Source organism: Streptomyces sp. NPDC003284, from assembly GCF_053589675.1.
The window spans coordinates 146,172-168,736 of sequence record NZ_JBSFSI010000012.1 but is presented as its reverse complement, the minus strand read 5'-3'; the positions used below and the strand labels follow the sequence as shown (position 1 = coordinate 168,736).

19 protein-coding genes are annotated in these 22,565 nt (G+C 73.2%); 5 read left to right on the top strand and 14 right to left on the bottom strand.

The window, feature by feature from the left end; all coding sequences use genetic code 11:
• Window positions 1-361: 361 nt before the first annotated feature.
• Window positions 362-1,696 (top strand): 4-aminobutyrate--2-oxoglutarate transaminase, encoded by a 1,335-nt coding sequence (gene gabT / locus ACWDYF_RS24590; protein ID WP_389473283.1) that lies wholly within the window; start codon window positions 362-364, stop codon window positions 1,694-1,696.
• Window positions 1,697-2,135: 439 nt separating this feature from the next.
• Complete coding sequence (locus tag ACWDYF_RS24585; protein ID WP_389473360.1) at window positions 2,136-2,777, top strand: phosphatase PAP2 family protein; 642 nt, start codon at window positions 2,136-2,138, stop codon at window positions 2,775-2,777.
• On the opposite strand, the gene ACWDYF_RS24580 is transcribed toward ACWDYF_RS24585, so the two are convergent.
• The 8 genes from ACWDYF_RS24580 to ACWDYF_RS24545 form a co-directional block, all read right to left on the bottom strand.
• Complete coding sequence (locus ACWDYF_RS24580) at window positions 2,731-4,563, bottom strand: chitinase (RefSeq protein WP_389473281.1); 1,833 nt, start codon at window positions 4,561-4,563, stop codon at window positions 2,731-2,733. The two genes, ACWDYF_RS24585 and ACWDYF_RS24580, sit on opposite strands and share 47 nt — an antisense overlap.
• A gap of 175 nt (window positions 4,564-4,738) precedes the next feature.
• Window positions 4,739-5,194 carry a hypothetical protein gene (locus ACWDYF_RS24575; protein WP_381741284.1) on the bottom strand — a complete coding sequence of 152 codons (456 nt, stop codon included), beginning with the start codon at window positions 5,192-5,194 and terminating at the stop codon, window positions 4,739-4,741.
• 145 nt (window positions 5,195-5,339) lie between these two features.
• Entirely contained in the window at window positions 5,340-6,758 is a 1,419-nt protein-coding gene (locus ACWDYF_RS24570; RefSeq protein ID WP_389473278.1) for an NAD(P)/FAD-dependent oxidoreductase, read from the bottom strand.
• Window positions 6,759-6,864: 106 nt separating this feature from the next.
• Window positions 6,865-7,665: an ABC transporter permease gene (locus ACWDYF_RS24565; RefSeq protein ID WP_389473276.1), complete on the bottom strand. Its 801-nt coding sequence runs from the start codon at window positions 7,663-7,665 to the stop codon at window positions 6,865-6,867.
• A complete protein-coding gene (locus ACWDYF_RS24560; RefSeq protein ID WP_381741280.1) occupies window positions 7,666-8,595 on the bottom strand; it encodes an ABC transporter permease in 930 nt (309 codons plus the stop codon).
• On the bottom strand, window positions 8,595-9,761 hold the full coding sequence (locus ACWDYF_RS24555) for an ABC transporter ATP-binding protein (RefSeq protein WP_199790766.1): 1,167 nt from the start codon (window positions 9,759-9,761) through the stop codon (window positions 8,595-8,597). Before ACWDYF_RS24555 ends, ACWDYF_RS24560 begins: the two co-directional genes overlap by 1 nt.
• Before the next feature lie 5 nt (window positions 9,762-9,766).
• Window positions 9,767-11,014, bottom strand: a complete 1,248-nt coding sequence (locus ACWDYF_RS24550) for a polyamine ABC transporter substrate-binding protein (protein ID WP_018568024.1) — start codon at window positions 11,012-11,014, stop codon at window positions 9,767-9,769.
• 52 nt (window positions 11,015-11,066) lie between these two features.
• Window positions 11,067-12,602, bottom strand: coding sequence for a gamma-aminobutyraldehyde dehydrogenase (locus tag ACWDYF_RS24545; protein ID WP_389473273.1), 1,536 nt, complete (start codon window positions 12,600-12,602; stop codon window positions 11,067-11,069).
• Window positions 12,603-12,809: 207 nt separating this feature from the next.
• Between ACWDYF_RS24545 and ACWDYF_RS24540 the strand changes: the two genes are divergently transcribed.
• Window positions 12,810-13,376, top strand: a complete 567-nt coding sequence (locus ACWDYF_RS24540) for an NADAR family protein (RefSeq protein ID WP_389473271.1) — start codon at window positions 12,810-12,812, stop codon at window positions 13,374-13,376.
• A 237-nt stretch (window positions 13,377-13,613) separates the two neighbouring features.
• Here the strand turns inward: ACWDYF_RS24540 and ACWDYF_RS24535 are convergent, their stop codons facing one another.
• Window positions 13,614-14,123 carry a DUF4190 domain-containing protein gene (locus ACWDYF_RS24535; RefSeq protein WP_389473269.1) on the bottom strand — a complete coding sequence of 170 codons (510 nt, stop codon included), beginning with the start codon at window positions 14,121-14,123 and terminating at the stop codon, window positions 13,614-13,616.
• Window positions 14,124-14,273: 150 nt separating this feature from the next.
• Window positions 14,274-15,023, bottom strand: coding sequence for a DUF4190 domain-containing protein (locus tag ACWDYF_RS24530; protein WP_389473267.1), 750 nt, complete (start codon window positions 15,021-15,023; stop codon window positions 14,274-14,276).
• A gap of 331 nt (window positions 15,024-15,354) precedes the next feature.
• Between ACWDYF_RS24530 and ACWDYF_RS24525 the strand changes: the two genes are divergently transcribed.
• Both ACWDYF_RS24525 and ACWDYF_RS24520 read left to right on the top strand, forming a co-directional pair.
• Window positions 15,355-16,404, top strand: coding sequence for an adenosine deaminase (locus ACWDYF_RS24525; protein WP_389473265.1), 1,050 nt, complete (start codon window positions 15,355-15,357; stop codon window positions 16,402-16,404).
• 17 nt (window positions 16,405-16,421) lie between these two features.
• Window positions 16,422-17,105: a glycerophosphodiester phosphodiesterase gene (locus ACWDYF_RS24520; RefSeq protein WP_389473263.1), complete on the top strand. Its 684-nt coding sequence runs from the start codon at window positions 16,422-16,424 to the stop codon at window positions 17,103-17,105.
• A 24-nt stretch (window positions 17,106-17,129) separates the two neighbouring features.
• Here ACWDYF_RS24520 and ACWDYF_RS24515 read toward each other — a convergent pair whose 3' ends face one another.
• From ACWDYF_RS24515 to ACWDYF_RS24500, 4 genes are all read right to left on the bottom strand, one after another.
• On the bottom strand, window positions 17,130-18,179 hold the full coding sequence (locus tag ACWDYF_RS24515) for a cytochrome P450 (protein WP_018568017.1): 1,050 nt from the start codon (window positions 18,177-18,179) through the stop codon (window positions 17,130-17,132).
• A gap of 183 nt (window positions 18,180-18,362) precedes the next feature.
• On the bottom strand, window positions 18,363-18,515 hold the full coding sequence (locus ACWDYF_RS24510) for a tryptorubin family RiPP precursor (RefSeq protein WP_158679200.1): 153 nt from the start codon (window positions 18,513-18,515) through the stop codon (window positions 18,363-18,365).
• A 90-nt stretch (window positions 18,516-18,605) separates the two neighbouring features.
• Complete coding sequence (locus tag ACWDYF_RS24505) at window positions 18,606-19,127, bottom strand: hypothetical protein (RefSeq protein WP_389473260.1); 522 nt, start codon at window positions 19,125-19,127, stop codon at window positions 18,606-18,608.
• A 43-nt stretch (window positions 19,128-19,170) separates the two neighbouring features.
• Window positions 19,171-22,014: an AAA family ATPase gene (locus ACWDYF_RS24500; RefSeq protein ID WP_389473358.1), complete on the bottom strand. Its 2,844-nt coding sequence runs from the start codon at window positions 22,012-22,014 to the stop codon at window positions 19,171-19,173.
• Window positions 22,015-22,565 lie beyond the last annotated feature (551 nt).

Below are 22,565 nucleotides of genomic sequence, written 5' to 3'. Positions count from 1 at the left end.
CACCGTCACATCAGCGAGTCAATCTAACCCCCGGACAAGGGAGTTCACCGTCCGCACGGCGCGACGCGCGCATCCGGCGCCGACGCCCGCCCCGGCGCCCTCGTCGGCCCCCTCCCTCCCCGCTCCCCTCTTCTCTGTTCTTCTCTGTCCACTTCTATGTCCACGGCGGACAACCGCGACCGCCGACAACGCCCACATGGAGCATGCCCGCCCCCCTTCTGCCGTCTTAACCTGCGAGAAAAGAGGGAAAGGCGTCCACGGAACGCCACCCTCGGCCAAGCCCCGAAGCACAGCACAGCACCGCGCAGAGCTTCGAGCACAGCCCAAGCCCCCAACGCATGATCTCTTCAGGGAGCCCTCTATGACCGCACTTGAGCAGGAGCGCCGCGTCGTCACCGCCATCCCCGGCCCGAAGTCGCAGGAGTTGCAGGCCCGCCGTACCGCCGCGGTCGCGCAGGGCGTGGGCTCCACGCTGCCGGTCTTCGTCACGCGCGCCGGCGGCGGCATCATCGAGGACGTCGACGGCAACCGCATCATCGACTTCGGCTCCGGTATCGCCGTGACCAGCGTCGGCGCCTCCGCCGAGGCCGTCGTACGCCGGGCCTCCGCGCAGCTCGCCGACTTCACCCACACCTGTTTCATGGTCACGCCGTACGAGAGCTACGTGGCCGTGGCCGAGGCGCTGGCCGAGCTGACGCCGGGCGACCACGCGAAGAAGTCGGCCCTGTTCAACAGCGGCGCCGAGGCCGTCGAGAACGCGGTGAAGATCGCCCGCGCCTACACCAAACGCCAGGCGGTCGTCGTGTTCGACCACGGCTACCACGGCCGGACCAACCTGACCATGGCGCTGACCGCGAAGAACATGCCGTACAAGCACGGCTTCGGTCCCTTCGCGCCCGAGGTCTACCGCGTCCCGGTCGCCTACGGCTACCGCTGGCCGACCGGCCCGGAGAACGCGGGCCCGGAGGCCGCCGCGCAGGCCATCGACCAGATCAGCAAGCAGGTCGGCGCGGACAACGTGGCCGCCATCATCATCGAGCCGGTGCTCGGTGAGGGCGGCTTCATCGAACCGGCCAAGGGCTTCCTCCCGGCGATCCGCGAGTTCGCCGCCGCCAACGGCATCGTGTTCGTCGCGGACGAGATCCAGTCCGGCTTCTGCCGCACCGGCCAGTGGTTCGCGTGCGAGGACGAGGGCATCGTGCCGGACCTGATCACGACCGCGAAGGGCATCGCGGGCGGCCTTCCGCTGGCCGCCGTCACCGGCCGCGCCGAGATCATGGACGCCGCGCACGCGGGCGGCCTGGGCGGCACCTACGGCGGCAACCCGGTGGCCTGCGCCGGTGCGCTCGGCGCGATCGAGACGATGAAGGAGCTGGACCTCAACGCGCGCGCGAAGCGCATCGAGGAGGTCATGAAGGCCCGCCTCGGTGCCATGCAGGAGAAGTTCGACGTGATCGGCGACGTCCGCGGCCGCGGCGCCATGATCGCCGTCGAGCTGGTCAAGGACCACGCCACCAAGGAGCCCGCGGCGGAGGTGGCCGCGGCCGTCGCCAAGGCCTGCCACGCCGAGGGCCTGCTGGTCCTGACCTGTGGCACCTACGGCAACGTGCTGCGCTTCCTGCCCCCGCTGGTGATCGGCGAGGACCTGCTGAACGAGGGCCTCGACATCATCGAGCAGGCGTTCGCGCGCATCTGAGCGGCGCATCCGCACAGGTGGGACGGCGGGCGGCAGACCGTGTGAAGAAGGTGTGCGAGGTGGATGGCAGCTCACCGATCCGGCTGTCCCCGGTCCCCGCGCTGCCGTAGGTTCTCTTCCAGATGAGAGATACACCCCGCCCACAGGGGACTGTGGGCGACATCAGGCCGTAGCCTCCCCAGCTTCGACCTGGTTCGTGCCTCGCGCACACCACCGGGGCCCTCGGGCTCCGGGTCTCCTCACCGGTCGGACGGTCGCTCGCCCCAAACCCCCCGGGGCGCGCGACGTTCCGGTCGGACGGCCGCACTCGCATGGACGGCCGTCTTCGAAGGGCCGACGCGGAACCCCCCCTCCGCGCCGGCCCTTCGGCATGTCACGGGTCTGGGAGGCTGTCCCCGTGAGTACGGGTCGAAGAGGTCGGGTGAGTCGGACGGCCGGAGTGCCGGTCGCCTGGCGCACGGTGCTCGCGGTGCTCGCGGCGTTCGCGGTGCCGGCGCTGTTCGTGGTGATCACCTGGCAGGTCGTGGCGCACGGGCCGCTGCTGCGGGCGGACCGGTGGGCCAGCCGGGGCCTGGTGCACCCGGACCGGGCCTCGGAGCTGCTCTCGGACCTCGGGAACGTGCAGGTGGCGGTGCCGGTGCTGCTGGTGGTCGCCGGGTACGCGGCGTGGCGGGGGCGCGCCGCAGGGCTGGGGCGCTGGTGGTGGGCGCCGCTGCTGGCGCTGCTGGTGATGGCCGCGGTCCCGGCGCTGCTGGTGCCGCTCAAGGAGTGGACCGCGCGGCCGGGCACCCCCGCCGTGCCGCCGGGGACGGGGTACTTTCCCTCGGGGCACACGGCGACGGCGGTCGTCGCCTACGGGGGTGCGGTGGTCGTGCTGCGGCCGTGGCTGCGGACCGCGCGGGCCCGGCGACTGGCGGTCGCCGGGGGCGTCGTGCTGGTGCTCGCCGTCTCCTACGGACTGGTCAGGCGCGGCTACCACTGGCCGCTGGACGTGGTCGCCGCCTGGTGCCTGGGGACGGTGCTGCTGGCGGTGCTCAGCCGAAGTACGCGTCGAAGTTCTTCTGGAACTGATAGCCGTTGAAGCGGTCCCAGTTGATCGACCAGGTCATCAGGCCGCGCAGGGCGGGCCAGGTGCCGTGGGTGGCGTAGGAGCCGCAGTTGGTCTTCTTGGTCAGGCAGTCGAGGGTCTTGGTGACCTCGGCGGGGGCGACGTAGCCGTTGCCCGCCTGGGTGGAGGCCGGCATGCCGATGCCGATCTGGTCGGGGCGCAGCGCCGGGAACATGTTGCCGGTGTCGCCGGCGACCGGGAAGCCGGTGAGCAGCATGTCGGTCATGGCGATGTGGAAGTCGGCGCCCCCCATGGAGTGGTACTGGTTGTCCAGGCCCATGATGGAGCCGGAGTTGTAGTCCTGGACGTGCAGCAGGGTCAGGTCGTTGCGCAGGGCGTAGATGACCGGGAGGTAGGCGCCGCAGCGCGGGTCCTGGCCGCCCCACTTGCCGGTGCCGTAGTACTGGTAGCCCATCTGCACGAAGAAGGTCTCCGGGGCCATGGTGAGGACGAACTTGGCGCCGTACTTGGCCTTCAGGGTCTTCACTGCGGAGATCAGGTTGACGATGACCGGCGTCGTCGGGTTCTTGAAGTCGGTGTCACCCGTGTTCAGGGACAGGGAGTGGCCCTCGAAGTCGATGTCGAGGCCGTCGAGGCCGTACTCGTCGATGATCTTCGAGACGGAGGAGACGAAGGTGTCCCGGGCGGCGGCGGTGGTCAGCTGGACCTGGCCGTTCTGGCCGCCGATGGAGATGAGGACCTTCTTGCCGGCGGCCTGCTTGGCCTTGATGGCGGCCTTGAAGTCGGCGTCGCTCTCGACGCCGGGGCACTCGGTGACCGGGCAGCGGTTGAAGCGGATGTCGCCGGAGGTGACCGAGGTGGGTTCGCCGAAGGCCAGGTCGATGATGTCCCAGCTGTCGGGGACGTCGGCCATGCGGGTGTAGCCGGAGCCGTTGGCGAAGCTGGCGTGCAGATAGCCGACGAGGGCGTGGGTGGGCAGGCCGGGGTCGCCGTTGCCGGGGCCGCCCGGGTCGGCGGCGGTGGTCGCGGCGACCGCGGCCGACTTCGTCGACTCGCCCGCGTCGTTCACGGCCGCGACCTGGAAGCTGTACGCGGTGGACGGGTTCAGGCCGGTGACGGTCGCCGTGGTGCCGGTGGCCGTCTGGACCTTGGTGCCGTCGCGGTAGACGGCGTAGCCCGTCGCGCCCGTGGCGGGTGACCAGGACAGGGCCACGCTGGTGGCGGTGACGGCGGTGGTCTTCAGGCCCGCGGGGGTGGCGGGCGGCTGCTGGCCGGGGGTGCCGCCGGGGCCGGTGAGGGAGATGTCGTCGGCGTTGTAGGCGCCGGTGCCGTACCAGCCGTGGGTGTAGATGGTGACCTTGGTGGTGTCGGCGCCGGTGCGGAAGCTCGTGGTGAGCTGCTGCCAGTCGGCGGCGGACTGGGTCCAGGCGTAGGTGTCGGTGGTGCCGGTGCCGCTCGCGCCGAGGTAGACGTAGGAGCCCCGGACGTAACCGGACAGCGTGTACTGGGAGTTCGGCTGGACGGACACCGTCTGGGCGCACTGGGCGTTGTCGCTGCCGGCCGGGGTCGCCTGCAACGCGGCCGTGCCGCCGTGGACGGGGGTGGCCACCGTCTTGCCGGTGGCCGTACAGGTCCAGCCGTCGAGGCCGGACTCGAAGCCGCCGTTGCGCGCGAGGTCCGCGTCGGCCGCACGGGCGGCCGACGAGAGCGCGGTGACGCCGGGCACGGCCAGGAGTGTGGCCGTGAGTCCGGCGAGCAGCCGGCGCGTCGCTGGTCGGTGTCGTCTGTCGCGTTCCACAAGTGCCTCCGGGCAGGGGGAGTTTGGAGGGTGGAGGAGCGCGCCCAATTTGGTCCAGACCAATTGGGTTGTCAAGACCTCTGACGGCCCGCGGCACTCCGGCGCGCGTCCGCGGGCCCGGCGCGCACCGCTCGCGGCACCGCGCCGGACCCGGCCGCGCCCGCGCCGCGGCGCCTCACCGGGTGTCGTCCCCCGTCGCCAGATACGCGGCGGCCTCGTGCATCGCCAGCTCCAGCAGCGCCGGGTCGGTGAGGGTGCCCGAGCCGTCCGGCGGGACCAGCCAGCGCAGCGTCCCGGCGGTCCGGCCGGGGTACGGCACGACGATCCAGGTGCCGGCCCCGGCGCTGCGGACGCCGGTGCCGATCCAGCGCGCCGCGGTGCCGGGCGGCACGAGGAAGCCCAGGCGCTGGTCGCCGAAGTCGGCCAGCACCGGGCCGAGCTGGTCGAGCACCCGGCTCAGCACGTCGAGCGTCGGATAGCCGAGTTCGCCGGGCAGGAACAGCACGTCCCACGCCTTGCCCGCGGGCAGCAGCGCGACGCCGCGCGGGTTGCGCTCCCACTCCCTGCGGCAGGCCCGGGGGTCCGGTGCGACCGATGCCAGCCACTCGACCGCCGTCTTCGTCCCGGTCATGGAAAGACCTCCCTCTTCGCCGTGGACGCGGGAAGTCGCGTCCACGAGGGAGAGGGAGGTCCCCATCAGGCATTACGCGGGTTCGGGTCCCTCGTTGGAGTGAACCGGGTCACATTCCCGGAAGGGGGGTCCCGCGGCCGGTGCGTCAGCTGTCGAAGCCGAGGCCCAGCCGGTCCATCGTGCGCAGCCACAGATTGCGGCGGCCGTCGTGGGCGTCCGCGCGCGCCAGCGACCACTTGGTGAGCGCGATACCGGTCCAGGCCAGCGGTTCGGGCGGGAACGGCAGCGGCTTCCTGCGGACCATCTCCAGCGCGGTGCGCTCGGTGCGCTCGCCGGAGAGCAGGTCGAGCATCACCTCGGCGCCGAACCGGGTCGCGCCCACGCCCAGGCCGGTGTACCCGGCCGCGTACGCCACCTTGCCCTGGTGGGCGGTGCCGAAGAACGCCGAGAAGCGCGAGCAGGTGTCGATGGCCCCGCCCCAGGCGTGGGTGAAGCGGACGCCCTCCAGCTGCGGGAAGCAGGTGAAGAAGTGCCCGGCGAGGCGCGCGTAGGTCTCCGGCCGGTCGTCGTACTCGGCGCGCACCCGGCCGCCGTAGGGGTAGACGGCGTCGTAGCCGCCCCACAGGATCCGGTTGTCGGCGGAGAGCCGGAAGTAGTGGAACTGGTTGGCGGAGTCGCCGAGGCCCTGGCGGTTCTTCCAGCCGAGGGAGTCGAGCCGCTCGGCGCTCAGCGGCTCGGTCATCAGGGCGTAGTCGTAGACCGGGACGGTGTACGGGCGCACCCGCCGGACCAGGCTGGGGAAGACGTTGGTGCCGAGGGCCACCCGGCGGGCCCGGATCCGGCCGTAGGGGGTGGTGACGCTCATGCCGGTGCCGTACGGCCTGAGGGTGAGCGCCGGGGTGTGCTCGTGGACGCGGACGCCGAGCCGCAGGCACGCCTGCTTCAGGCCCCAGGCCAGCTTGGCGGGGTGCAGCATGGCGACGCCCCGGCGGTCCCACAGGCCCGCCTCGAAGGTGGGCGAGGCGACCTCGGCGCGCACCGCGTCCCGGTCGAGCAGTTCGATGCCCTCGGCGAGGCCCTTGTCGGTCAGCTCCGCGTGCCACTCGCGCAGTTCGCGGGCCTGGTACGGCTCGGTGGCCACGTCGATCTCGCCGGTGCGCTCGAACTCGCAGTCGATGCCGTGGCGAGCGATCGTCTCCTCGATGGCGTCGAGGTTGCGCGCGCCCAGCCGTTCCAGTTCGTGGATCTCGTCGGGCCAGCGGGCGAGGCCGTTGGACAGGCCGTGGGTGAGGGAGGCGGCGCAGAAGCCGCCGTTGCGGCCGGAGGCGGCCCAGCCCACCTCGCGGCCCTCCACGAGCACCACGTCGGCGCCGGGGTCGCGCTCCTTGGCGATCAGCGCGGTCCACAGTCCGCTGTAGCCGCCGCCGACGACCAGCAGGTCGCAGGTGGCCGTGCCGGTCAGGGCGGGCTCGGGGCGGGGGCGGCCGGGGTCGTCCAGCCAGTACGGCGCGGGCTGCGCCTCACGGAGCGAATCGGTCCAGCGGGTCATGGCGCTCGGGGCCATGATTTCAACTCCCTACAGAGTCGTTCGGTGGTGCGGGAAAAGCGGGTGGTGCGGTTCTCCCGGGGAATTCAGGAGAGACGGAGAAGCAGAGAACTCCGGGCGGATGTCACGCCTTGCTCCGGGCGCGGCGGTTTCCGATGACCATGGAGACCAGCACGAACAGTACGGCGAGGACGAACATGGCCGTGCCGATGACATTGATCTGAACGGGTGTGCCGCGCTGTGCCGAGCCCCAGACGAACATGGGGAAGGTGACGGTGGAGCCCGCGTTGAAATTGGTGATGATGAAATCGTCGAAGGAGAGCGCGAAGGCGAGCAGCGCGCCCGCGGCGATTCCGGGTGCCGCGATGGGCAGGGTGACCCGCCAGAACGTCTGGAACGGGCCGGCGTAGAGGTCCTGCGCGGCCTGCTCCAGTCTCGGGTCCATCGACATCACACGAGCCTTGACGGCGGTGACGACGAAGCTGAGGCAGAACATGATGTGGGCGATCAGAATGGTCCAGAAGCCCAGCTGGGCGCCCATGTTGAGGAAGAGGGTGAGCAGCGAGGCGGCCATCACGACCTCGGGCATCGCCATCGGCAGGAAGATCAGCGAGTTGACGGCCCCGCGGGCGCGGAAGCGGTAGCGGACCAGGGCGAAGGCGATCATCGTGCCGAGCGCGGTGGCGCCCAGGGTGGCCCAGACGGCGATCTGGAGGCTGAGCGAGAGCGAGCCGCACATTCCGGCGACGCCGCACGGGTCCTTCCAGGCGTCGGTGGAGAAATGCTGCCACTCGTAGTTGAAGCGGCCCTTGGGTTTGTTGAAGGAGAAGACCGTGACGACGACGTTCGGCAGCAGCAGATAGCCGAGGGTCAGCAGTCCGGCGATGACGACGAGATGGCGCTTGAGCCAGGTGACGAAGAGCATTTAGACGAGATCCTCCGTCCCGGACCTGCGGATGTAGACGGTGACCATGACGAGAATCGCGGCCATGAGGATGAAGGAGAGCGCGGCGGCCGTCGGATAGTCCAGGATCCGCAGGAACTGCGACTGGATGACATTGCCGACCATCCGGGTGTCGGTCGAGCCGAGCAGGTCGGCGTTGACGTAGTCGCCCGCCGCCGGGATGAAGGTCAGCAGGGTGCCGGAGACCACGCCGGGCATGGAGAGCGGGAAGGTGACCTTGCGGAAGGTGGTGAAGGGCCGCGCGTACAGGTCGCCGGCCGCCTCGTGCAGCCGTCCGTCGATCCGCTCCAGCGAGGTGTACAGCGGCAGGATCATGAACGGCAGGAAGTTGTACGTCAGTCCGCACACCACCGCGAGCGGGGTGGCGAGCACCCGGTCGCCCGAGGTCCAGCCGAGCCAGTTGGTGACGTCCAGGACGTGCAGCGCGTTGAGGGCGCCGACCACCGGGCCGCCGTCGGCGAGGATGGTCTTCCAGGCCAGGGTGCGGATCAGGAAGCTGGTGAAGAACGGCGCGATCACCAGGATCATGATCAGATTGCGCCAGCGGCCCGCGCGGAACGCGATCAGATAGGCCAGCGGATAGCCGAGCAGCAGGCACAGGACGGTCGCGGCGGCCGCGTAGAGGACCGAGCGCAGGAACTGCGGCCAGTACTCGGACAGGGCGTCCCAGTAGGTCACGAAGTGCCAGGTGACCTTGTAGCCGTGCTCCAGGGAGCCGGTCTGCACCGAGGTGGACGCCTGGTAGATCATCGGCAGGGCGAAGAAGACGACCAGCCACAGGATGCCGGGCAGCAGCAGCCAGTACGGGGTGAGGCGGCCCCTTCGGCGCGGCGGCTTCGCCTCGGGGGCGGGGGGCGCGAGCGGGGGCGGCGCCTCGGTGACGGCGGTCATCAGGCGGCCTCCTCCTCGACCGGTCCGGCACCCGCGTCGATGTCCTGGGCGGCGTCGAGACCGAAGGTGTGCGCCGGGTTCCAGTGCAGGACGACCTCGGCGCCGGGCGTCAGGCGCGGGTCGCGGTCGATGTTCTGGGCGTAGACCTCGAAGCCGGAGCAGACCGGGCTGTCGATCACGTACTGGGTGGAGACGCCGATGAAGCTGGAGTCGGCTATGCGGCCGGTGATGCGGTTGCGGCCCGCGGGCACCGCGTCCGCGTCGTCGGCGTGGGTGAGGGAGATCTTCTCCGGGCGGACGCCGGCCAGCACCTTGCCGCCGGGGGCGGTCTGGGCCGGACAGCGCGCGCCGGGCAGGGTGAGCCGCCCGCCGCCCGCCCGGAGGACGATCTCGTCGCCGCTCCTGGAGTCGATCTCGGCCTCGATGAAGTTGGAGGTGCCCAGGAAGTTGGCGACGAACGTGGTGCGCGGGTTCTCGTAGAGGTCGGCGGGCGAGCCGAGCTGTTCGACGCGTCCGGCGTTCATCACGGCGACCGTGTCGGCCATGGTCATGGCCTCCTCCTGGTCGTGGGTGACGTGCACGAAGGTGATGCCGACCTCGGTCTGGATGCGCTTGAGCTCCAGCTGCATCTGGCGGCGCAGCTTCAGGTCGAGGGCGCCGAGCGGTTCGTCGAGCAGCAGCACCTTGGGGTGGTTGATCAGCGCGCGGGCCACGGCGACACGCTGCTGCTGGCCGCCGGAGAGCTGGTGCGGCTTCTTGCGGGCCTGCTCGCCGAGCTGGACCAGGTCGAGCATCTCCTCGACCTGCTTCTTGACGCTCTTGATGCCGCGCCGGCGCAGTCCGAAGGCGACGTTCTCGAAGATGTCCAGGTGCGGGAAGAGGGCGTAGGACTGGAAGACCGTGTTCACCGGGCGTTTGTAGGGCGGCAGATGCGTGACGTCCTGGTCGCCGAGGTGGACGGTGCCCCCGGTGGGCTCCTCCAGGCCGGCGATCATGCGCAGGGTGGTGGTCTTGCCGCAGCCCGAGGCGCCGAGCAGGGCGAAGAAGGAGCCCTGCGGGACGGTCAGGTCGAGCGGGTGCACGGCGGTGAAGGAGCCGTAGCGCTTGCTGATCCGGGTCAGCCGGACGTCCCCGCTGGGGTCCGTCGTCTCTGGTGTCGTCTTCATGGTGGTCACGCCCCTGTGAGCTTCGCGAACTTCTCTTCGTAGGCCGCCTCTTCCTTCTCGCCGAGCGCGCGGAAGGCGTGGGACCGGGCCGCCGTGGCCTTGTCGGGAATGATCAGCGGGTTGTCCGCCGCCGCCTCGTCGATCTTGGCGAGGTAGGGCTTCACGCCGTCGACCGGAGTGACGTAGTTGGCGTAGGCGGCGAGCGCGGCGGCCTGTTCGGGCTCGTAGAAGAAGTCGATCAGGCGCTCGGCGTTGGTCTTGTGGCGGGCCTTGTTGGGAATCAGCATGCAGTCGGTGGAGACCATGTAGCCGGCCTCGGGGATGAGGTAGCCGACGTCGGGGTTGTCCGCCTTGAGCTGGACGACGTCGCCGCCCCAGGCGAGGCAGGCGGCGAGGTCTCCCTTGGTGAGGTCGGAGGTGTAGTCGTTGCCGGTGAAGCGGCGGATCTGGCCCTTGTCGACGGCCTTCTGGAGGCGGGCGACGGCCGCGTCGTAGTCGTCGGCGGTGACCTTGGCCGGGTCCTTGCCCATGTCCAGCAGCGTCATGCCCATGCTGTCGCGCATCTCGGACAGGAGGCCGACCCGGCCCTTGAGCCTGGCGTTGTCGAGCAGGTCGGAGACCGAGCGGACCTCGATGCCGTCCAGGGCCTTCTTGTTGTAGGCGATGACGGTGGACACGCCCTGCCAGGGGTAGGAGTAGGCGTGCCCCGGGTCCCACTCCGGGCTGCGGAACTGCTCGGCGAGGCGGGCGAAGGCGTGCGGCAGGTTGGCCGGGTCCAGCTTCTGCACCCAGCCGAGCCGGATCACCCGGGCGGCCAGCCAGTCGGTGAGCACGATGATGTCCCGGCCGGTGTCCTGGCCCGCGGCGAGCTGCGGTTTGATCTTGCCGAAGAACTCGTTGTTGTCGTTGATGTCCTCGGTGTACTTGACCTGGATGCCGGTCCGCCGGGTGAACGCCTCCAGCGTCGGGTGGTGCTTGCCGCTGTCGTCGACGTCGATGTACTCGGGCCAGTTGGAGAAGTTCACCGTCTTCTCCTGCGCCGAGTGGTCCTCGGTCGCGGTGCCGCCCTGGGTCTTGCCGGCCGCGGGGATCCCGCAGGCGCTCAGCGCCCCGAGTGCGCCGGCCGCGAACACACCGCCCGCACCGGCGCGCAGCAGCGAACGGCGGCCGAGGACGGCCCCGCCGCCCCGCCGGCCGCGCCCCGCGGGCTCCGGCCGGGCCGGTGTCGGGCGGTCGGGCTCGTACTGCTCCATGCGCGTGTGCCCTTTCCGGAGGATCCGGCCCGCTGGCGGGCCGGGATTTCGGCTATCGGTCTCCGAACACGGTGCGGTGCCAGTCCTTGCGGACCACCGCGGTGTTGTCGAACATGACGTGCTTGAGCTGGGTGTACTCCTCGAAGGAGTAGGCGGACATGTCCTTGCCGAAGCCGGAGGACTTGTAGCCGCCGTGCGGCATCTCGCTGATGATCGGGATGTGGTCGTTGACCCACACACAGCCCGCCTTGATCTCGCGGGTGGCGCGGTTGGCGCGGTAGACGTCCCGGCTCCAGGCGGAGGCCGCCAGGCCGTACGGGGTGTCGTTGGCCAGCGCGATGCCCTCGTCGTCGGTGTCGAAGGGCAGTACGGCCAGGACCGGGCCGAAGATCTCCGACTGGACGATCTCGCTGTCCTGCGGGGCGTCCGCGACCAGCGTGGGCCGGTAGTAGGCGCCGTCCTTCAGCTCGCCCTGCGGTGCCTCGCCGCCGGTGACCACGCGCGCGTAGGCACGTGCCCGGTCGACGAAACCGGCGACGCGGTCGCGCTGGGCGTGCGAGATCAGCGGGCCCAGGTCGGTCCCGGCGGCGAACGGGTCGCCGAGCCGCACGGTCTCCATGAGGGCGGCCGTGCGCGCCACGAACTCCTCGTAGTGGGCGCGCTGCACGTACGCGCGCGTGGCGGCCGTGCAGTCCTGGCCGGTGTTGATGAGCGCACCGGCGACGGCGCCGTTGACCGCGGCGTCCAGGTCGGCGTCGTCGAAGACGACGAAGGGGGCCTTGCCGCCCAGTTCCAGGTGGAGGCGCTTGACGGTGGCGGTGGCGATCTCGGCGACCCGCCTGCCGACGCCCGTGGAGCCGGTGAAAGAGGTCATGACCACGTCGGGGTGGCCGACCAGGTGCTCGCCGGCCTCCTTGCCGGTGCCGGTGACGATGTTGATCACCCCGTCCGGGATGCCCGCGTCGGTGGCGGCCCGCGCGGACATCAGCGAGGTCAGCGGGGTCAGCTCGGCGGGCTTCAGGACGATGGTGTTGCCCGCGGCGATCGCCGGGAGGATCTTCCAGGCGGCCATCTGGAGGGGATAGTTCCAGGGCGCGATGGAGCCGACGACACCGATGGGCTCGCGGCGCACGTAGGAGGTGTGGTCGCCGGAGTACTCGCCCGCCGACCGGCCCTCCAGGTGCCGGGCGGCGCCCGCGAAGAACGCGGTGTTGTCGATGGTGCCCGGCACGTCGAACTCGCGGGTCAGCTTCAGCGGCTTGCCGCACTGGAGGGACTCGGCGCGGGCGAAGTCCTCGGCGCGCTCGGCGAGCACGGCCGCGAAGCGGTGCAGCACGTCCGCGCGCTCGCCGGGTGCGGCGCCCGCCCAGCCGGGGAAGGCGTCACGGGCGGCGGCGACCGCGGCGTCGACGTCCTCGGTCCCGGCCAGCGCGTAGGTGAGGACCGCGCCGCCGGTGGCCGGATCCAGCACGGTGTGGGTGCGGCCGGACGTGCCGTGCGCCGGCCGTCCGGCGATGTACTGGGCGCCGTCGGCGAAACGGTCCTGAGCAGGGAATCTGTCCTGCGTGGCGGTGTCCGGGTGGTGCATGTCGCTCTCCTCCGCCGGCGCCGCTGTTCAGCGACGGACGGCGTAGCTCCGGCTCGATTTGAGTGCCGATCCTGACAGAGCACCGGGTCGCCAACAAGTGATTCCGTAGTTGCCTTTTGGTTACGCGACGGAATCTGTCGACCAGGTGTCGAGTCGGCACGGAAAAGGCGGGACGGAGTGTCAGTGGTGCGTGCCACACTCGCGTGCATGGTGGAGATCGGTTCGCGGGAAGCCCTGGTCAGCGCGGTCCGGACGGGGGCGGTGATCAAGTACCTGCACTTCTGGGGACACCGTCCGCACCCGGACGGCCGGGTCGGGGCGAGCTGCCTCAGCCAGTGGTGGCCGTCGCCGTTCACCGTGGACGGCGTGGCGTACGCGACCGCCGAGCACTGGATGATGGCGGGCAAGGCCCGGCTCTTCGGTGACGCGGAGGGCGAGCGGCGGGTGCTGGCCGCCGGGCATCCCTCGCAGGCGAAGAAGGCCGGACGGCTGGTGCGCGGCTTCGACGACGCGATATGGGCGCGGGAGCGCTTCGGGATCGTGGTGGAGGGCAGCATCCACAAGTTCGCCGCCCATCCCGCGCTGCGGGACTTCCTGCTCGCGACGGGCGACCGGGTGCTGGTGGAGGCGTCCCCGGTGGACCGGGTGTGGGGCATCGGTCTCGCCGCGGCCGACGAGGCGGCGTCCGACCCGGAGCGCTGGCGGGGGCCGAATCTGCTGGGCTTCGCGCTGATGGCGGCGCGGGAGCGGCTGCGGACGGGGGCCGGAGCTTAGGCGCCGGGGGGGCTGGACCGGGGCGCCTGGGCCGGGGCGGAGGCCGGTGTCCGGGGCGGGGTGGACGCGGGCGCGGGCGCGGGCGCGGGCGCCGGGGCGAGCGTGCGGCGGGCGAGCGCGGGCCCGGTGAGGCGCGGATGCGGGCACGGGCGGGGCCCGGGTGCCGGGGCGGGGCCCGGGTGCCGGGGCGGGGCCGGCCGGTCGTGGTGGCCGGCCCGCGCCGTGCGGCGGATGCCGTCAGAAGGTGCTGGCGCCGCCCATGATGCTGGCGAAGATCAGCAGACCCAGCAGCGGCAGGACCACCGTGGCGATGATGCCGCAGACCAGGCCGCCCGTGGCGGCGCCCTTGTTGGTGGCCTCCCCGCGGTTGGCCTTGCCCCGCCCGATGGCGCCGAAGATGATCCCGAGGATGCCCAGGACGATCCCGAAGAACCACAGGAAGAACGTCAGGCTGCACACCACGCCGATGATGCCCAGGACCAGGCCCGTGGTGCCCATGCCGTTGCTCGGCTGCATGGGCATGCCGTAACCGGGGGCCTGCGGATAGGCCTGCGGGTAGCCCACCGGCGGCGCGGCCGGGTAGCCCGGGGCCGACTGCGGGTAGCCGTAGTCCGGGTTCGACTGCGGGTAGCCGTAGCCCGGCGCGGGCTGCTGCGGGGGCTGGGGCGGCACCCCCGGCTGCTGCGGCGGCTGCGGGGGCTGCTGCGGCGGCCCGAAACCATCTGGTGCGGGCTGGGTGTTGGACATGGCTGGATTCCCCTCCGTTGACAGTCAAGGCATCGTAATGCCCTTGATCCACGCGGTGGGCGGGGTCGGCGAAGACCGTCCCGCGACCGAGCCGGACCGGGCCGGGCGCCCCGCCGCGCCCCCGGGACCGGATCGCGTCGGGGCCGGGGATCAGCGGTCGGCGAGGACCGTGGCGGCCGGCCGGAGGGCGCCGTCGTAGTAGTACGGGTCCGAGTCGTCGGAGTTGTGGACGGCGACCGAGATGCCGATGATCAGCAGGACGATCACCGCGACGCCGAGGACGATGCCGATGACGCCGGTGATGAACCCGGCCTGGGCCTGGCCGCGGTTGTTCGCCTCGCCCCGGTCGGCCCGGCGGCGCCCCTTGACACCGAAGACCACGGCGAGGATGCCGAGCACCAGGGAGACCACGCCGTAGAGGCAGAACAGGCAGCAGGACAGGATGCCGAGCACCAGCGCGGCGACCCCCAGGCCGTTCTGCGGGGCCGGGTGCACACCGGGCCAGCCGTAGCCCGGGTAGCCGGGGTAGGCGGGCTGCGCCGGGTAGCCGGGGTAGCCGTAGCCGCCGGGGCCGGCGGCGGGCGCGGGACCGGTGGGCGCGACGGGCGGCGGCGGCACGGGGAAGTCACCGGCGGGCGCGGGCGGCACGTCCGCCGGGCCGCCCTGGCCGGGCGGCGGGAAGGCGGGCGGCACGGCGTCCGCCGGAGCGGGCGGCGCGGGCGGCGGGAATCCGGGCGGCGGCATCGCCGCCACGGTGGCCTGGTCGTGCACGGGCGGCGCGGGCGCCGGGGGCTGCTCGGCCTCGGGCGGCCGCTTCTCCAGGGAAGGGCCGCTCTCGGGCGGCGCCCACGGGTTGTCGCCGGATCCGGCGTCGCCGCCCGCCCGTGTCGCGTCCGTCATGCTGTCGAGTCCCCCTCGGTCGATCGTCCCGCCATGCTACGGCCTGCCACCGACAGCCGGTCCGGCGGATCATGCCCGCCCCCGCGCGGCACGCACCACGCGGCTCCGCACGGTCGGCCCCCGCGCCGCGCCCCGGACCCCACACCTCACGCCCCACACCTCACGCCCCACGCCCCGCACCCCACGCACCGCGCTTGCCCCCTCCCCGTCCGGATCCGCAGGGCACGCCGTCCGCGCGTCCGCCTACGATGGCCGTGCTCATCGATCAGCCGATCACCCGCACCGCGCCCCGCACCGGAGGCCGCCGGTGCCGTTCCCGGGGAGGGACACCTTGACCGACCAGCGCGCACCCCGCGATCCGCACGCGTTCATCGCCGGACTGCCCAAGGCCGAACTGCATGTGCACCACGTCGGCTCCGCCTCCCCGCGGATCGTCTCGGAACTGGCCGCCCGCCACCCCGACTCCGAGGTGCCCACCGACCCCGAGGCGCTGGCCGACTACTTCACGTTCACGGACTTCGCCCACTTCATCCAGGTCTATCTGTCGGTCGTCGACCTGATCCGCACCCCGGAGGACGTCCGGCTGCTCACCTACGAGGTGGCCCGGGACATGGCCTGCCAGCAGGTGCGGTACGCGGAACTGACCATCACGCCGTTCTCGTCCACCCGGCGCGGCATCGACGAGCGGGCCTTCATGGACGCGATCGAGGACGCCCGCAAGGCGGCCGAGGCCGACTTCGGGACCGTGCTGCGCTGGTGCTTCGACATTCCCGGCGAGGCCGGCCTGGTCTCGGCCGACGAGACGCTGCGCCTGGCCACCGACGACCGGCTGCGGCCCGAGGGACTGGTGTCGTTCGGGCTCGGCGGGCCCGAGATCGGGGTGCCGCGGCCGCAGTTCAAGCCGTACTTCGACCGGGCCGTCGCCGCCGGGCTGCACTCCGTGCCGCACGCCGGGGAGACCACCGGGCCCGGGACGGTGTGGGACGCGCTGACCGAGCTGCGGGCCGAGCGGATCGGCCACGGCACCAGCGCGGCCCAGGACCCGAAGCTGCTCGCGCACCTGGCCGAGCACCGGATCCCGCTGGAGGTGTGCCCGACCTCCAACATCGCCACCCGGGCGGTGCGCACCCTGGACGAGCACCCGATCAAGGAGTTCGTGCGGGCCGGTGTCCTGGTCACGGTCAACTCCGACGACCCGCCGATGTTCGGCACCGACCTCAACTCCGAGTACGCGGTGGCGGCCCGGCTCCTCGGCCTGGACGAGCGCGGCATCGCGGAGCTGGCCAAGAACGCGGTGCACGCCTCCTTCCTCGACGAGGCGGGCAAGACGCGGATCGCCGAGGAGATCGACGCCTACACCGCGCGGTGGCTCGCGCCCTGACCGGGGACAATGGGGCCATGCAGACCGTGACCGCCGTGGCGCACCGCGGCGACCCCTATCGCTTCCGTGAGAACACCCTCGACTCGCTCCGCTCCGCGCTCGCCCGGGGCGCGGACGCGGTCGAGATCGACGTACGGCTGACCCGGGACGGCGTGCCCGTGCTGCTGCACGACGAGACGCTCGGTCGGCTGTGGGGGCACGACCGGCCGCTGCGGTCGCTGACCGCGGACGAGGTGCGCGAGCTGACCGGCGGCGGGGTGCCGCCGCTCGCCGACGCGCTCGCGGCGACGGAGGGCGGCCGGGTGATGATCGACCTGCCGGGCGGCCCGAGCGCGCGGGCGGTGGCGCGGATCGTCGGTGCGGTCCGCGACTGCGGGGCCGAGGACCGGGTGTACTACTGCGCGGGCGCCGAGGCGATGCTCGCGGTACGCGCGGCCGACCCGTCCGCCGAGATCGCCCTGACCTGGACGTCGCTCGCCCCGCCGCGGGCCGGGGTGCTGGAGGCGGTGCGGCCCAGGTGGCTGAACTACCGCTTCGGCCTGGTGGACCGCGAGCTGGTGGAGCGCGTGCACCGCGGCGGCCGCCTGGTGTCCGTGTGGACCCCCGACACCCGCCGCAGCCAGCGCAGGCTGCTCGGCATCGGCGTCGACTCGATCACGACCAACCGCGTCGACCTGCTGCGCGGGCCGCGCGGCCGGTGACGGGCGCGGCCCGGCCGCGGCGGGTCAGGACGGCTTGACCAGGCGTACGTCCGCCACGCCCAGCAGTCCCAGCAGCGGTACGTGGCCGGTGTGCTGGGCGGGGTCGACGACGAGGCCGGCGCCGCGCACGAGGTCCAGGAGGAGCTCGGCGAGGGGCATGACCATGTGCCGCCCCCAGCAGCGTTCGGAGGAGTGGCCGAAGGGCAGGTAGCCCGGTGCGGTGTCCGGGTCGAGGGTGTCCCAGCGCTCGGGGCGGAAGGCGTCGGGCTCGTCCCACAGGGCGGGGTCGCGGTGCGAGAGCAGCGGCAGCAGCAGGACGTCGTCACCCGCGCCGATCCGGTCGTCCAGGGCGGGGTACTCCGGTGAGGCGTTGCGCAGGATGTTCCACGAGGGCGGCAGCAGGCGCAGGGACTCGTGGATGATGTTGCGGTTGGACATGCCCTCGGCGAAGGGATGGCCGAGCCAGAGGGCGTTGGCCACCAGCGTGGAGATGGTGAAGCACACCGGGGCGGCGGCCCTGCGGTACATGCCCATCGCGTACCGGCGTTCCTGGTAGCCGGTGGCACTCGCGGCCCGCTCCCCCAGCGCGGTGAGCCGGCCGGTGCCGGGGCGCGGCCAGCCGGGGAGCGCGGCGCCGAGCGCGATGACGGACCAGGTGAGCTTGGTGGTCAGTTCGAGGTTGCGGCTCATCAGCAGGCGCAGCCGGTACGGGTCCTGACCGAGGATCAGGTCGCGCAGGAAGAGGTGGCCGGTCAGGGGCCAGGGGCCGGTCAGGTCGACGTGTTCGGGCAGCGGCCGCTTCAGGGCCTCGCGGACGTCGCTGCCGATGGTGCGGGTCACCGAGGACGCCTCGGTGCGGGAGATCGACCGGCCGTGCAGCGGCTTGAACGTGGGGCGTTCGGTCTCCGTGGCGCGCCGGGCCGCGAGGATCCGGTCCGCGACCTCGGGTCCGGCGACCCCGACCGTGTCGGGTTCGAGCCGGAAGACGTCCTGGCCCAGGTGGTCGTCGAGGAGGGCGGCCAGCCGGGGGGCGAAGACGGTGGTGCGGGTGCGCGGCACGGACGACAGGGGCATGGGGTTTCTCCGGCGGGAGGGGCGCGGCGGCGGTGCGGACGAAGCCGAAGCGAAGGGGCAGCGAAAGGGAGGCCGGGGTCGCCCCCGCCGGGCGGTGGGGCAGCGCGGTCCGGGCGCGCGGGCACAGGCCGCGCGCAGGACAACGATGTCCCGGTTCCGCCCGGCGGGGGCGGGCGGGGCCGGTCAGTACCAGATGTACCAGGCGCTCGCCTTGAGGCTCTTGCGGGCCGAGACCTTGTTGCGGACGGCGAAGAGCAGCTTCATGGCTGACTCCTTCCTGTTGGGCGTGGCACGTGATGCTCCGTGGCCGGGATCCGGAGAGCCCGTGAAGATCACACGCGATGGCTTGGAGAGCATTGCCCAGGATCAGTTACGGATAATCGCTCCTCTGGCCACAGGTTCTTCCGCCGTTCCGCCGACGGACCGTCAGATGGCCGCCCGTACCGGCGGGTTCACGCTCAGCGACTCCAGGCGCCGGATGCGCCGGTGCACGTCGTACAGCGGAAGGATCCCGAACACGCCGAAGGACATGTCGATCACCGACCACCACAGCGGGATGCCGCGCAGCGGCCCGCAGACCAGGGCCAGCGGGACGATGCCCACGCACGCGATCATCCCGAACTCCACGACCCAGATGTTGCGCACCGGGTCGCGGTAGGGGCCGTAGAAGGCGACCGCGATGACCAGGTGCGCGAAGGCCAGCCAGTCCGTGCCGTACAGCAGGAACGGATAGTCGGCGTCGGCGGTGTCGAGCCCGCGCCGCACCCGCTCGATCCACTCCATGAGGGCGGGCAGGTGCTCGGGCACGGACAGCGCGCGCAACAGGCTCTCCAGCCCGTGCAGTTCGTGGACGAGCGGGAAGGCCGTGGCCCCGCTGAGGACCAGGCAGACGACGAAGAGAACCAGCCGGACGCGGATGCCCTTGAGCAGGGCGGCTCTGTCGCTCATGGGAGGAGCGTACGCCGCCTGTTGAACGTGTTCAAAAAGAGGGTCACTCCCCCGCCATCGCCTCCCGCAGCTGGCCGCGCCGCCTGATGCCCAGCTTCTTGTAGGTGCTCGTCAGATGGGTCTCCACGGTGCGCCGGGCCAGATGCAGCAGGGCCGCGATCTCCGTGTTCGTCCGTCCGTCGGCGGCCAGTTGGGCGATGCGGCGCTCGCTGCCGGTGAGCGAACCGGAGCCGGTGCGGGCCCCGGCGGTGCGGCGCGCGCCGCCCGCGCGCAGCGCCTGCTCGGTGAGCGTCCACAGCCGGGGCGCGCCCAGGCGTTCGGCGCGTTCGGCGGCCTCGCGCAGACAGGCACGGGCGCGGACGAGTTCCCCGGCGGCGGTGAGCTGCCGCCCCTGGGCGAGGAGCGCGGAGACCAGTTCCGGCGCGGCCCCGGGCGGCGCCTGCCGCAGCAGATGTACGGCCTCCTCCGCCAGCTCCAGGCCCCGGCGCCCGCCGGTGACCGCGCCCAGCACGCGCAGCGACCGGCCGATCGTGCGCGGGGTGCCCCAGACGCGGGCCAACCGCAGTTCCTCCTCGGCCAGTTCGAGCGCCTCCAGCGGGCTGCCGAGGGCCAGCCTGCACTCGGCGGCGGCCGAACGCCACGGGGTGACGACGGGGCTGATCACCTCCCGGGCCGACTGGCGGCGGCCGCACTCCAGGAAGTCGTGCAGCGCCCCGGCGGTGTCCCCGGCGGCGGCGCGCTGCACGCCCCGGGCGTACAGGAACCGGTTCAGCTCCCAGGAGCCGGGCACGGTCCGCAGGTCGAAGCCGTCCGCCAGGCGGCGTGCCTCGGCCGTGCGGCCCTGCTCGACCAGGGCGAGCAGGATGTGCGCGTGGATGTTGCCGGGCCCGGTGACATGCACGCCGGGCGGCTCGGCCGGGAGCCGCCCGTGGGTGCCGCGCGCCGCCGCGACGTCGGCCCGGGTGTTGAGCAGCGCCTCGTGCATGGGGTGCAGCAGTCCGGGCCGCTGCCCGGCCAGACCGCGGTCCACCAGCCGGTCCGCCTCGTCGAGTTCGTCGGCCCACTGGGCGACCGCGGCGGTCGTGCCCAGCAGGAACGGCTCGGTCAGCGGATCGGCGGGCTCGGCCAGCAGTTCGCGCACCCGCCGCATGGCGTCGGCGGCCGAGGTGCGCCCGGCGGTGGCCGCGTGCCGCACGAACAGCGCCCGTACGACGGTGCCGACCGGCTCGGACGAGCGCTCGGCGGTGTCGCGCAGCAGCCGGTACACCTCGCGGCGGACCGTCTGGTCCCGGTCGGACAGCAGCGCGGAGGCGCTGTGCAGGGCGGCCACCAGCTCCGGCCGGTCCGGGAGCTGCCCGACCGCCGTGCACAGCACCTCCACGGCGGCCCGGGGACGGCCGCTCCCGGCGAGCGCGGTGCCCAGGGCGACGGCGGCGCGCACCCGGTCCTGCGGGCCGCCCGGCAGGCCGAACGCCTCGGTGAGCCGGGGGATCCCGGCAGCGGACTCGTGCGCGGCGCACTCCAGGGAGCCCAGCTCGGTCAGCAGCCGCTGCCGGCGCGCGCCGGGCAGCGGCTCGTCCAGGGCCCGGCGCAGGAACGCCATGGCGTCCTGCGGCCGGCCCTCGCGCAGCGCCAGCGACGCCGCGTCCTGGAGCACGCCCGCCGTCCAGGAGGCGCCGACCGGCCCGGCCAGGAGCAGATGCCGGGCCACCGTCTCGGCGGACGCGCCGCGGTGCAGCATCGCCTGGGCCGCCGCCAGGTGCGTGGCCCGCCGCCGGGACTCGGGCACGCCGGTGAGCACCGCGTCCCGCAGCAGGGGGTGGGCGTAGCGGGGCCGCCCGCCGGGGCCGGTGCGCAGCAGTCCGAGGCCGGTCATGGCGGTGAGCCAGCCCGTCACCCGGACCGGGTCGGCGCCGGACAGTTCGGCGAGCAGCACGGCCGGGCCGTCGGCGGCCCGCGGTCCGGGCACCGCGGCGGGCCGGACGCCGGGCGCGTCGGCGGCCCCCGGGCCCGGCCGGTCCGCGCCGCCCGCCGCCCCCGGGCGGCTCCAGCCGTCGTCGAGGACGGCGAGGATGCGCGCCACCTCGGCGGTGCCGGACCCGGCGCTGTCCAGCCACCACGAGACGGCCGCCTGGTAGGCGCCCGGGTAGAGCGCCGCCGCCGTCTCGGGCACGATCGGGTGCCGCGCCGGGTCGCCGAGGTCGTCCAGGAGGGCGCGCAGCAGCAGCGGGCTGCCCGCGCCCGCCCGTACGCAGTTCTCGGCCCAGGTGCGGGTGGCCGCCGGGAACCTGGCACGCACCAGCGCACCCGCCGCCCCCGGGGTGAGCGGGGCGAGGGTGTGGGTGCGGGTCAGCGCGGGCGAGAGGGTGTGCGTGAAGCCCGGCCGGGGTGTGTCGACGTCGTACTGGCTGCGTTCGGTGACGGCCAGCAGGACCGGCAGGGCTAACCGGTCCAGGTGCCGGGCGGTCTCCACCAGCCAGCGGTGGGAGTGGCCGTCCGCGAGGTGGACGTCGTCCACGGCGATCAGCACCGGCGACCGGGCGGCGTACGCGTGCAGGGCGCGGCGCAGCAGTTCGGCCGGCTCGCGCTCGTCCCCGGCCGCGCCGGGGCCGCCGGGCGCCCCCGGTTCGCCGGGACCGCCGAGTCCGGGTACGGGGCCGAGGAGCTGGAGCGCGGTGGCGTACGGGACGGTGCCGTCCCCGGGGGCGCAGCGGGCGCGCAGCACCCGCATGCCGTGCGCCGCCGCGTCCCGGGCGGCGGCCTCCAGGACGGTGGTGCGGCCGGTGCCGGTGGCGCCGCGCAGCAGCACCAGGCCGCCCATCCCGGACCGGGCCCGCTCGGCGCCGTCGGCCAGCAGCGCGGCGGCCTCCCGGTGCTCCGGCGGCAGTTCGCACCCCGGCCGGACGGGCTGATCGGCGAAGACGTGCCCCGAGGGCCGGACGGCCGGGCCGCCGGGCCGGTCGGCCGGGCCGCCGGGCCGGTCGGCCGGGTGCCCGGAGGGCGCGGCGCACGGGTGCTCCCCGCCCCGGTCGCCGCCCCGGTCCCCGGTCCGGGCGGCGGGGCCGCCGGGAGACCGCTCGGCCCCGCGGCCGGAGGAGTACTGGCCGGGCACCCGCGCCGAGAGCAGCGCGAACAGGTGCTCCGCCGACTGCGCCGCCACCCGGTCGGCGGGCCGTCCCGGCGCAGGACCGGAGGCCGGATCGGACGCGGGCCCGGCGGGGCGGCCCGAGGCACGGCCGAAGACGGGACCCGACGCGTCGTCAGCCGCCCGGTACCGCATGTCGTCACCGGACGTCTGCTCGGGTACGCGCTCGACGGCGCGGCCGGGCGACGGGGCCGGGGACCGGCCGGGCAGCTCCGTGAGGGGACGGCCGGGCAGCTCGGCCGGGGACCGGCCGGGCAGATTCCCCGGGGGCTGTCCGGGCAGGTGCGCGGGGG

Excerpts from the sequence above, each read along its gene's own strand:
- gabT (WP_389473283.1), top strand. The coding sequence starts at position 362 with ATGACCGCACTTGAGCAGGAGCGCCGCGTCGTCACCGCCATCCCCGGC.
- ACWDYF_RS24575 (WP_381741284.1), bottom strand. The coding sequence starts at position 5,194 with ATGACCGGGACGAAGACGGCGGTCGAGTGGCTGGCATCGGTCGCACCG.
- ACWDYF_RS24570 (WP_389473278.1), bottom strand. The coding sequence starts at position 6,758 with ATGGCCCCGAGCGCCATGACCCGCTGGACCGATTCGCTCCGTGAGGCG.
- ACWDYF_RS24565 (WP_389473276.1), bottom strand. The coding sequence starts at position 7,665 with ATGCTCTTCGTCACCTGGCTCAAGCGCCATCTCGTCGTCATCGCCGGA.
- ACWDYF_RS24560 (WP_381741280.1), bottom strand. The coding sequence starts at position 8,595 with ATGACCGCCGTCACCGAGGCGCCGCCCCCGCTCGCGCCCCCCGCCCCC.
- ACWDYF_RS24555 (WP_199790766.1), bottom strand. The coding sequence starts at position 9,761 with ATGAAGACGACACCAGAGACGACGGACCCCAGCGGGGACGTCCGGCTG.
- ACWDYF_RS24550 (WP_018568024.1), bottom strand. The coding sequence starts at position 11,014 with ATGGAGCAGTACGAGCCCGACCGCCCGACACCGGCCCGGCCGGAGCCC.
- ACWDYF_RS24545 (WP_389473273.1), bottom strand. The coding sequence starts at position 12,602 with ATGCACCACCCGGACACCGCCACGCAGGACAGATTCCCTGCTCAGGAC.
- ACWDYF_RS24540 (WP_389473271.1), top strand. The coding sequence starts at position 12,810 with ATGGTGGAGATCGGTTCGCGGGAAGCCCTGGTCAGCGCGGTCCGGACG.
- ACWDYF_RS24535 (WP_389473269.1), bottom strand. The coding sequence starts at position 14,123 with ATGTCCAACACCCAGCCCGCACCAGATGGTTTCGGGCCGCCGCAGCAG.
- ACWDYF_RS24530 (WP_389473267.1), bottom strand. The coding sequence starts at position 15,023 with ATGACGGACGCGACACGGGCGGGCGGCGACGCCGGATCCGGCGACAAC.
- ACWDYF_RS24520 (WP_389473263.1), top strand. The coding sequence starts at position 16,422 with ATGCAGACCGTGACCGCCGTGGCGCACCGCGGCGACCCCTATCGCTTC.
- ACWDYF_RS24515 (WP_018568017.1), bottom strand. The coding sequence starts at position 18,179 with ATGCCCCTGTCGTCCGTGCCGCGCACCCGCACCACCGTCTTCGCCCCC.
- ACWDYF_RS24505 (WP_389473260.1), bottom strand. The coding sequence starts at position 19,127 with ATGAGCGACAGAGCCGCCCTGCTCAAGGGCATCCGCGTCCGGCTGGTT.